The 8,925-nt window shown below is 72.2% G+C and carries 9 protein-coding genes; 4 read left to right on the top strand and 5 right to left on the bottom strand.

The window, feature by feature from the left end:
- The coding region (locus P1P70_RS34920) for an ATP-binding protein (protein ID WP_319245027.1) at positions 1 to 2,007 on the top strand (2,007 nt) is incomplete at its 5' end.
- 102 nt (positions 2,008 to 2,109) lie between these two features.
- Here the strand turns inward: P1P70_RS34920 and P1P70_RS34915 are convergent.
- Both P1P70_RS34915 and P1P70_RS34910 read right to left on the bottom strand, forming a co-directional pair.
- The gene (locus P1P70_RS34915) at positions 2,110 to 3,564 is read right to left on the bottom strand and encodes an MFS transporter (protein ID WP_319245025.1); all 1,455 of its coding nucleotides are present in this window, start codon (positions 3,562 to 3,564) and stop codon (positions 2,110 to 2,112) included.
- 46 nt (positions 3,565 to 3,610) lie between these two features.
- Positions 3,611 to 4,012, bottom strand: a complete 402-nt coding sequence (locus P1P70_RS34910) for a DUF3291 domain-containing protein (protein WP_319245023.1) — start codon at positions 4,010 to 4,012, stop codon at positions 3,611 to 3,613.
- Between the two features lie 90 nt (positions 4,013 to 4,102).
- Between P1P70_RS34910 and P1P70_RS34905 the strand changes: the two genes are divergently transcribed.
- On the top strand, positions 4,103 to 4,723 hold the full coding sequence (locus P1P70_RS34905) for a MerR family transcriptional regulator (RefSeq protein WP_319245021.1): 621 nt from the start codon (positions 4,103 to 4,105) through the stop codon (positions 4,721 to 4,723).
- 120 nt (positions 4,724 to 4,843) lie between these two features.
- On the opposite strand, the gene nucS is transcribed toward P1P70_RS34905, so the two are convergent.
- A complete protein-coding gene (nucS, locus tag P1P70_RS34900; protein ID WP_319245019.1) occupies positions 4,844 to 5,515 on the bottom strand; it encodes an endonuclease NucS in 672 nt (223 codons plus the stop codon).
- A 389-nt stretch (positions 5,516 to 5,904) separates the two neighbouring features.
- Here nucS and P1P70_RS34895 point away from each other — a divergent pair, with 389 nt between their 5' ends.
- Positions 5,905 to 6,297 (top strand): SCO5389 family protein, encoded by a 393-nt coding sequence (locus tag P1P70_RS34895; protein WP_319245017.1) that lies wholly within the window; start codon positions 5,905 to 5,907, stop codon positions 6,295 to 6,297.
- 103 nt (positions 6,298 to 6,400) lie between these two features.
- Here the strand turns inward: P1P70_RS34895 and P1P70_RS34890 are convergent, their stop codons facing one another.
- On the bottom strand, positions 6,401 to 7,429 hold the full coding sequence (locus tag P1P70_RS34890) for an LLM class flavin-dependent oxidoreductase (RefSeq protein ID WP_319245016.1): 1,029 nt from the start codon (positions 7,427 to 7,429) through the stop codon (positions 6,401 to 6,403).
- A 221-nt stretch (positions 7,430 to 7,650) separates the two neighbouring features.
- Here P1P70_RS34890 and P1P70_RS34885 point away from each other — a divergent pair, with 221 nt between their 5' ends.
- Positions 7,651 to 8,001: an ATP/GTP-binding protein gene (locus tag P1P70_RS34885; RefSeq protein WP_319245014.1), complete on the top strand. Its 351-nt coding sequence runs from the start codon at positions 7,651 to 7,653 to the stop codon at positions 7,999 to 8,001.
- Positions 8,002 to 8,032: 31 nt separating this feature from the next.
- On the opposite strand, the gene P1P70_RS34880 is transcribed toward P1P70_RS34885, so the two are convergent.
- Positions 8,033 to 8,899, bottom strand: a complete 867-nt coding sequence (locus P1P70_RS34880; protein WP_319245012.1) for an ABC transporter permease subunit — start codon at positions 8,897 to 8,899, stop codon at positions 8,033 to 8,035.
- Positions 8,900 to 8,925 lie beyond the last annotated feature (26 nt).

The following is an 8,925-nucleotide window of genomic DNA, read 5'->3' as shown; positions in this document are numbered from 1 at the left end:
GAGCTGTTCGCTGCCGGCCCGGTCGAAGCCGCCGACGCGCCCCTGGAAGAGATCGTCCTCGGCGGCTTCGACCGGGCCGGCAGCGAACAGCTCCTGGAGCGTGCCGTCGGACGGGCGCTCACCGAGGACGAGGCCAACTGGTCCGGTGACCTCTGGTTCGAGTCCGAGGGACTGCCGCTGCGCTTCACCCAGGCCGGGGCACTGCTCAGGCAGCGGGACCGGCAACGCGCCGGTGCGGACGCCGTCGACGAGTTCGGGGTCTTCCAGGAGGCACCGCCCGTCGACACGCCCGTCGACGCCGTCCCGGACGGGCACGACCTGCCCCTGCCGTCGCTCGCCGAGGGGGCCGCGCCCGCCGCGCTGCTCGCCTCCCGGCTGAGCGCGTCGGCCCGCGAGACCCTCAGGTTCGCCGTCGCGCTCGACGGGGAGATCCCGCACCAGGCGCACCTGCCCGCCCTGGTCGGCGACACCCACGCCGACGCCGCCCTCGGCGAGCTGGTCGGCTGCGCCCTGGTGACACCTGTCGGCGCCCGCTACCGGCTTGCCGCCGGGGTGCGGACACAGCTGGAGGCCGCCGGGTACGCCGACGACGCCGAGACGCGCGCCCGCACCGCTGCCCAGCACTACGCCTGGTGGGCCGGGCACCCCTCGGTCACCCCCGAGCGGGTCTCGGCCGAGGCGGACGCCGTCCTGGCCGCTCTCACCGCGCTCGTGCCCGCGACGGTCCCGCCCGGCGAGGACGAGGAGAGCGCCGCCGTGGTGCTGGCCCGGCAGGCGGCACCCGCGTTCGCCGCCGGGCTGCGCTGGAACGCCTGGGAGCGTTCGCTGCGGGCCGGTGCCGAGGCCGCCGCTCTCGCCGGTGAGACCGGTGAACAGGCCTACTTCCACCACGAGCTGGGCGTCCTCGCGCTCTGCTCCGGCCAGTTGGAGCGGGCCCGGGCGGAGCTGGAGGCGTCCATCGGGCTGCGCAACGTCCTCGCCGACAAGCGCGGCACCGTCGCGGGCCGCCGGGCCCTCGCCCTGGTCGCCGACCGCTCCGGGGCGACACCGCCCGGCGGGCGCACGGCGGCGGGGGAGGAGGTGCCGGACGCCCGGCACGAGGAGTCGGCCTCACCGCCCGGGGGCACGCCGTCCGCGTACCCGCCGGACGGCCTGACCGGTGCGGGCCTCGGGGCGACGGGCGCGAGCGCGGTCGGTTTCGGGACGGTGAGCGCGAACGGAGCCGGGTTCGGGGCGGTGGGCTCTGACGGAGCCGGGTTCGGGTCGCCGTCCGGCTCGGGAGCGTGGGGCTCGGGGACGGCGGGCAAGGCCGGGGCCTCCTCGACGCCGGCGATCGGCGAGACGCCGCTCATCACGCAGCGGGACGGCTCCCGGTCGCCCGCGCACCGGCTGAGCAGCCTCAAGACCCTCGTCGGCGGTGCCCGGCGCAACCTGGCCGCGGCGGGTGCGGGTGCGCTCCTCGCGGCCGTGCTGGGCACCGTCGTGACCCTCGGCGCGACCTCCGACCGCAACGGCGACACCCCCGCCGAGCGGGTCGGCGTCAACCCGTCCGCCAGCGAGGGCACCGACAGCGGCGGCCTCGTCGCGGACCGGCCCAAGGCCGGCGACGAGGACGACACCCCGGGTTCCCTCCCCGAGCCGACCGACCCGGGGCCCGACGGCACCTACGGCACGTCGGACGACCCGACACCGACCGACACGGCGGAGCCGTCGGACGACCCGAGCGGGACGAAGAAGCCGTCGGACAAGCCGACGCCGTCCCCGTCGAAGACCTCGCCCAAGCCGACGCCGTCCGAGACCGAGGACGAGTCGGAGTCACCCTCGCCGACGCCGACACCCACACCGACCCCCACTCCCACCCCCACGCCCACACCGAGCGGGGGCGGAACCGAGGAACCACCGCCGGACGACAGCAACAGCGCCAGTGCGCCGACCTCCGGTGGGCCCGTCGAGTCGAACACCGCGTCGGGGGCCTCGGGCGACTCGCCGGACGGCACCGTGGCCTGACGGTGAGGGCCTCGTCGTGACCCGCTGATCGATACGGCCTCGCGGGGTGGGCTGCTGCCGGATCTCGCGAGGTGGGCTGCTGCCGGGCCTCGCGGTGTCGGCTCAGTCGGCGTCGGGCGTCGTCGCGGTCGGGCGCGGGTGGCGCGGGATGGCGAGTGCGCAGAGGGCGCCGGCGAGTACCACGGCGACGCCGACCCACACCGCCGGCCGCAGGCCGTCGACGAACTCCTGAGCCGTGCGCGTGCTGCCGTATGCCACGAACACGGTGCTGAGCACGGCGATGCCGAGCGCGCCGCCGATCTCGCGGACGGTGCTGTTGGCGCCGGACGCCTTGCCGGCGTGCTCCCTGGCGACCGAGCCGAGGACGACCGCGGCCGTGGGGGCGAAGACGAAGCCCATCCCGATGCCCGCCACGATCATCGGGCCGACCAGGGAGGAGTAGGCCGTGTCGGTGTCCGCGACCAGGTTGATCCAGCCCAGCCCCACGCCCTGGAGGAACAGGCCGAGCGCCATCAGACGTCCGCCGCCGACCCTGTCGGTGAGGAGCCCGGCGAGGGGGGCGACGAACATCGGCATGAGGGTCCAGGCGAGGGTGCGGACGCCGGCCTCCAGCGGGGTGCGCGGCGGCACGAGCTGGAGGTACTGGGCCAGCAGGAACAGGGAGCCGAACACGCCGAAGTACATCGTCGCCGAGACGACGTTGGTGAGGGTGAAGGCACGTACCCGGTAGAAGGACAGCGGCAGCATGGGCTCGGGGGACCGGGCCTCCCAGGCGACGAAGGCGACCAGCAGCACGGTGCCGCCGAGGAACGCTCCCAGGACCTTCGCCGAGGTCCAGCCGTCGGGCTCGCCGTGCACGATCGCCCACACCACGGCGCACAGCCCGGCCGCCGCCAGCAGCATGCCGACCAGGTCGAGGCGCGAGCCGGGCAGAGAGCTCTCCCGCAGGGCGGTCAGGACGAGGGGGACGGCGATCACGCACACCGGCACGTTGATCCAGAAGATCCACCGCCAGTCGAGCCCCTCGACCACCGCGCCACCCACCACGGGGCCCATGGCCACGGCCAGACCGCTCACCCCGGACCAGATGCCCAGTGCCATCCCGCGCAGCCGCTCGGGGACCGCCTGGGAGAGCAGGGTCAGCGACAACGGCATCACCGCGGCAGCGCCGAAGCCCTGGAGCGCGCGGAAGGTGATCAGCTGGGCGCTGGTGTCGGACAGGCCGCAGCCTATGGAGGCCAGCGTGAACACGACGATGCCGGCGACGAAGACCCTGCGGCGGCCGAACCGGTCCCCGAGCGCCGCGCCGGTCATCAACAGGCAGGCGAAGCTCAGGACGTAGGCGTTGACGAACCACTGGAGCTGCTGGGTGTTCGCCTCCAGGTCGACGGCCAGGGTCCGCAGGGCCGTGGAGACGACGAGGTTGTCGAGCGCGACCATGAACATGGGCAGGCTGCAGGCGACGACGGCGAGCCACAGTGCTGTGCGCCGTGCGCCGGGGACGGCCGGCTCCGGGGCGGGACGGTCGAGAACCGCGTTCTCTTCGGACAGCGTCATGGGGGTCTCTCCTGGTGGAAGGGGCACGGGGCTTGGCCGGTGGGGATCAGGAACCGCTCCGCGCCTGCTCGGCGAGGCGGCGCCGGGCCTCCGACCAGTCGATGGGCAGATCGGCCACGGGGGCCTGCCAGAAGGTGAAGACCGAGTCCTTCATCGTGGGCCGCAGGCCGTTCATGATCGACCGGTGCGGTTCGGTCCTCGCGTACGTGTACAGCGCGTCTTTGTTCTCCCACGCCGACAGGGTCCAGAACGTGCGCTTCAGGGGCTGGGCGATCAGGGAGGCGCCGTAGGCCCCGGGTGCGCCGGAGACCTGCTTCCACGCGGACAGGGACTGGAGGAAGAAGCGCGGTACGTCCTTGAGTGAGCGGACCTCCAGCCGCGAGGCCATGACGAACGTCTCGGCGTCCGGTGCGGGGGTGCTGACGGTGGTCCAGCGCAGGGTGGGCATGACTGTGGCCCTCTCCGGAGAGATGTTGGATACCTTCACTATCTATGTTAGACAGTGAAGGTATCCAACTTCTAGTGCGGGGGGCGACCGATGCGTGTCTCCGAGCTGAGCCGCCGCAGCGGTGTCTCCGTCGCGACGATCAAGTACTACCTCCGCGAGGGACTGCTCCCGGCCGGGCGGCAGATCTCGGCGACGCAGGCCGAGTACGACGAGAGCCATGTGCGCAGGCTTCGCCTGATCCGTGCGCTGATCGGCGTCCGGGGGCTGTCGGTCAGCGCCACCCGGGAGCTCCTGGGCGCCCTGGCGGGGCACGCCGGAGACATCCATCTCCAACTGGGTCTAGCCCTCGGGGCCATCCGGCTCTCGGACGAGCCCGCCGAGGCCCCGTCGGAGACGGGAAGCGTCGACGCCCTGGTCGAGGAGCTGGGGTGGAACGTGCACGAGGCGGCCCCCGCCCGCGCGGTCCTCGCCGAGACCCTGTCCACGCTGCGCACCCTGGGCGCCCCGCTCGACTGGCAGGCGCTGCTGCCGTACGCCCGCCTCGCGGAACGCACCGCGACCCTCGACCTCGACCAACTGGAGGGGATCGAGGACTCGTTGCAGGCCGCCGAGCGCGCCCTGCTGCTGACCGTCCTCCTGGAACCCGCACTGCTGGCGCTGCGCCGCATGGCCCAGGAGAACGAGTCGGCACGCCGGTACACCGGGGCTTAGGGCCCTTCTGCTGCAGCACTTGGGCGGCGGCCTCCCGTGCGAACGCCCCGAACGCCCTGCCGTTGCTCGACGCCGTCGCCGCCGCCCGCGGGTCGGTCTCCGGGCGGCGGCGCGACGGCTCTAGAACAGGCGCAGCTTGTCGTCCTCGATGCCGCGCAGGGCGTCGTAGTCGAGGACCGCGCAGCCGATGCCGCGGTCGGTGGCGAGGACCCGGGCCTGGGGCTTGATCTCCTGGGCGGCGAAGATGCCGCGGACCGGTGCGAGATGGGGGTCGCGGTTCAACAGCTCCAGATAGCGCGTGAGTTGCTCGACGCCGTCGATCTCACCCCGCCGCTTGATCTCCACCGCGACGGTCGCGCCGTCGGCGTCCCGGCACAGGATGTCGACGGGCCCGATGGCGGTCATGTACTCGCGCCGGATGAGGGTGTAGCCCTCGCCCAGGGTCTCGATGCGGTCGGCGAGGAGTTCCTGCAGATGCGCCTCGACGCCGTCCTTGATCAGCCCGGGGTCGACACCCAGCTCGTGCGAGGAGTCGTGGAGGACCTCCTCCATCGTGATGATGAGCTTCTCGCCCGCCTTGTTGACGACGGTCCAGACGCCCTGCTCGTCCCCGGAGCCCTCCTTCAGCGTGCAGGGCGGCGACATCCAGTTGAGGGGCTTGTAGGCCCGGTCGTCCGCGTGGATCGACACGCTGCCGTCCGCCTTCACCAGGATCAGGCGGGGGGCCGAGGGGAGATGGGCGGTGAGCCGGCCCGCGTAGTCGACGGAGCAGCGGGCGATGACGAGACGCATGGTCGGCAACGCTACTCGACGCCGGCGGGTGCGCGCGATTCGACCGCCGGAACAGCCCGCGCCCGCTCCTCTGTCGGCGCGCCCTGCCGGGCACCGTTCGACAGTCCCGCCGGCCCCGCCCGGTGACTGTCGCCCTCCGTCACGTTCTCCCGCCCCTCACGTGGGCCTTCGTCGTCCCCCGGCATGTGCCGCTGTCAACTTGTGTTCGGCATTGGCTGATTGTGTGCGTCACACGCCCTGTCGGTGCGCGCAATCTCCTGGTGCGGTCACCTTCGGTTGCTTACCGTAGAAACTGGAGGTCGCGAAGCGTGCACTCTGCGTGTTCGCCGACCCGATCTCCGCCCTTGTCCGTCAACCCCTGTTGTTGTGGGGGTGCGAGAGGAGAACCCATGTCGCTCGACGTCTCACCGGCCCTACTCGAACAGGCCGAGCGAGGCGAGGTCGACGAAGCCGCCTTCGTCGACTGCGTCCGGACCTCCCTGCCTTACGCGTGGGAGATGATCAGCTCTCTGGTGGCCCAGCTGAAGGTCGACGGCGGAGAGTTCGCCGACAACCAGACGCCCCCGCCGGACGAGCAGGCGCGCGGGCAGCTGCTGCGCGCGCTCGCCAGTGACGCGATTCGCGGCGCGCTCCAGCGGCACTTCGGTGTGCGGCTCGCCTTCCAGAACTGCCACCGGGTGGCGGTGTTCCCGCTGGACCCGTCCGTGGACGACAGGCTGGCCCGCTTCACCTCGATCCGCGGCCAGCTCCTCAACCAGTCCCAGGAACTCCGGGACTGCTGAGGGCATGACGCGCCACAGCTTGCCGCTCCCATCGCGGGAGGTGCATCGGTAGCCGGGGCGGCAAGCTCCCCGCAGTCGCAGTCGCAGTCGCAGTCGCAGTGGCTCAGCCGAGGTGAGGCAGCACCTCGGCACCGAGTCGCCGTACGTTCTCCTCCGTCGCCGCCAGATCGCCGGAGCCCTCGACGAGCAGGGCGAAGCGGGAGATGCCCGTCCGCTCGCTCGTCGCCGCGAGCCGGTCGGCGCACAGCCGCGGGGTGCCCACCGGGTGCAGCCCGCAGAGCAGTTCGGTGTAGGCCAGCGGGTCCCGCATGGCGCGGGCACGGCCGTCGACGGTCACGTGCGCGTCGAGGCCCTGCTTCAGCCAGCCCGGCATCGCCTTGGTGAGCGCCTCCACGGCGTCCGTGCGCCGGTCCGCGATCTGGCAGACGCCGGCCGAGACATGGGCCGCGCCGGAGATCTCCTCCGGCGAACGGCCCGCCGCCCGGGCGCAGTCGCGCCACAGCGCGACCATCTCGGCCTTCTCCTCGTCCCCGACGTGCATGCCGAGGAGCATCGACAGCCCGCGCTCGGCGGCCAGCTTCACGCTCGTCGGCGAGGTGCAGGCGACGACGACCTCCGGACCCGGTGTCTCGTCCAGGTCCTCCGCCGGCCTCGGGACGACGGGCACCTCACGGAAGCTGAATCGTTCCCCCGCCGCCGACACGGAGGGCTCACGGAGCCAGCGCATGAGCAGATCGAGTGATTCCGGGAAGCCCTTCTCGTACGCCTCCAGCCCGGAGCCGAACACCTCCAGATCGACCCAGGGTCCGCCACGCCCGACGCCCAGGGAGAAGCGTCCGCCGGAGGTCACGTGCAGCAGCGCGGCCTGTTCGCCCAGGGCCACGGGGTGGACGGTGGGGAGCACGCTGACCGCCGTGCCGACCCGGATGCGCCGGGTGCGCCCCAGCAGTAACGCGGCGAGGGTGATCGCCGACGGGCAGGTGCCGTACGGCACGAAGTGGTGCTCGGCCAGCCAGACCGCGTCCAACCCCGCCTCGTCGGCCACTTCCGCGGTCCGTACCGCCCGGTGCAGCGCCTCCCCCTGGCCCTGGCCGGGGAACTGGGCGCCCAGTACAAATGTTCCTACGTGCATCGCTCTTCCTGCTTCCTCGGCTCCGACTCGGGAGCTCCCCCACCGGCATAACCCCGTGACACGTGCCGAAGACACGGCCTGGCGACGAGATTTGCGGATTGTCTGCAGAATGCGCCGGGCGGAGGGCGTTCTGAGGGGATTGGCGACGTACGCGTACCCCCACCAGGCCCGCGTAGGCTGGACACCAACCCTGCCCCCTGTATAGCCCCGTGAGGTGTCCCGTGTCCCCGCGTCGCAACCGCCCCAAGGACAATGCCTCGTCGGGGCTGCCGGGTCCGTCAGGCCGCAGCGCGGAGGAGGACCGGGCGGACCGGTACGGCGGCTGGCAGACCAGCGAGCCCTGGCGGGGCGAGGAGTGGAGCGTGCGCCATGTGGCGGGCGCGAGCGCGGTCGGCAAGACCTACCGCTGCCCCGGCTGCGACCAGATGATCCCCTCCGGGGTGCCGCACGTCGTCGCCTGGCCCGAGCACTCGGGCGTCGATGAGCGCCGGCACTGGCACAAGGCCTGCTGGAACGCGAAGGACCGCCGCACCTCGCGGGTGCAGCGGCCCCGTAACGCGCCGAGGTTCTGACACCCCGCGGACCTGGGTCAGTGCTCTCGGGTCAGACGTCCCGCTGCTCCAGCAGGGCGTACGCGCCGACGAACGCGGCGGCCACCAGGCCGAGCATGATCCACAGCGGGTCCCAGCCCGACGGGCCGGTCTGGCTGAGCTCAGCGCCGTAGAAGACGCTGAGCTGACTCGGGATCGAGTACTCCAGCAGGAACTCCTGCACGTCCTTCAGTGACTCCGAGAACATGAAGATCGCGATGACCAGCGGCGCGAGGAAGACGCCGAGCATGATGGTGATCGCGCCGGCGGAGTGCCGGATCAGCGAGCCCATCAGCAGCGACAGCAGCCCGAAGAGCGCGAGGAAGAGACTCACGCCGACGGTGGCCTTGAACCACTCCTCGCCGTCGGGGTTCACCACGCCGTTGCCCTCCAGGATCGCCACCTGGGCGAAACCGACGAACGCGGTGGTGACCAGGGTGACCGTGAAGGTGAGCGCGAAGAACACGATGGCCTTCGCGAGCAGCACCCGGCCACGGCTCGGGCAGGCCGTCATCGTGGTCCGGATCATTCCCGTGCCGTACTCGGACGCGGTGGTCAGCACCCCGAGCGTGATGATGCAGACGCTGCCGAGCATCAGCCCGAACAGACCGAGGCCCAGCGGGGACTCGCCCTCCAGGTTCATGTCCGTGGAGGCGGCGATCAGGGCGAAGAGCAGACCGAGGCCGATCACCAGGACCACGAAGATGCCCAGCGTCCACATCGTCGAGCGGACCGACTTGATCTTCGTCCACTCGGACGAGAGCGCGTGCCCGAGGTGGGTGCGCACGATCGGGATCGGCGAGGTGTACGAAGTGCCCGGCGCGCCCTGCCAGTTGGGGGCGGGCGGCTGCTGGATGACGGGCGGCTGGGGCGTGCTCATCGGGCGTCCTCGGACTTCGTCAGGTC

Source organism: Streptomyces sp. MB09-02B (assembly GCF_033794485.1).
Taxonomy (GTDB): Bacteria; Actinomycetota; Actinomycetes; order Streptomycetales; family Streptomycetaceae; genus Streptomyces.
This window is presented reverse-complemented; position numbering and strand designations above follow the sequence as displayed.

What these genes read in the sequence shown, in the direction of transcription:
- nucS (WP_319245019.1), bottom strand. Translation starts at nt 5,515, where the DNA reads ATGCGTCTCGTCATCGCCCGCTGCTCCGTCGACTACGCGGGCCGGCTC.
- P1P70_RS34905 (WP_319245021.1), top strand. Translation starts at nt 4,103, where the DNA reads ATGCGTGTCTCCGAGCTGAGCCGCCGCAGCGGTGTCTCCGTCGCGACG.
- P1P70_RS34915 (WP_319245025.1), bottom strand. Translation starts at nt 3,564, where the DNA reads ATGACGCTGTCCGAAGAGAACGCGGTTCTCGACCGTCCCGCCCCGGAG.
- P1P70_RS34895 (WP_319245017.1), top strand. Translation starts at nt 5,905, where the DNA reads ATGTCGCTCGACGTCTCACCGGCCCTACTCGAACAGGCCGAGCGAGGC.
- P1P70_RS34880 (WP_319245012.1), bottom strand. Translation starts at nt 8,899, where the DNA reads ATGAGCACGCCCCAGCCGCCCGTCATCCAGCAGCCGCCCGCCCCCAAC.
- P1P70_RS34890 (WP_319245016.1), bottom strand. Translation starts at nt 7,429, where the DNA reads ATGCACGTAGGAACATTTGTACTGGGCGCCCAGTTCCCCGGCCAGGGC.
- P1P70_RS34910 (WP_319245023.1), bottom strand. Translation starts at nt 4,012, where the DNA reads ATGCCCACCCTGCGCTGGACCACCGTCAGCACCCCCGCACCGGACGCC.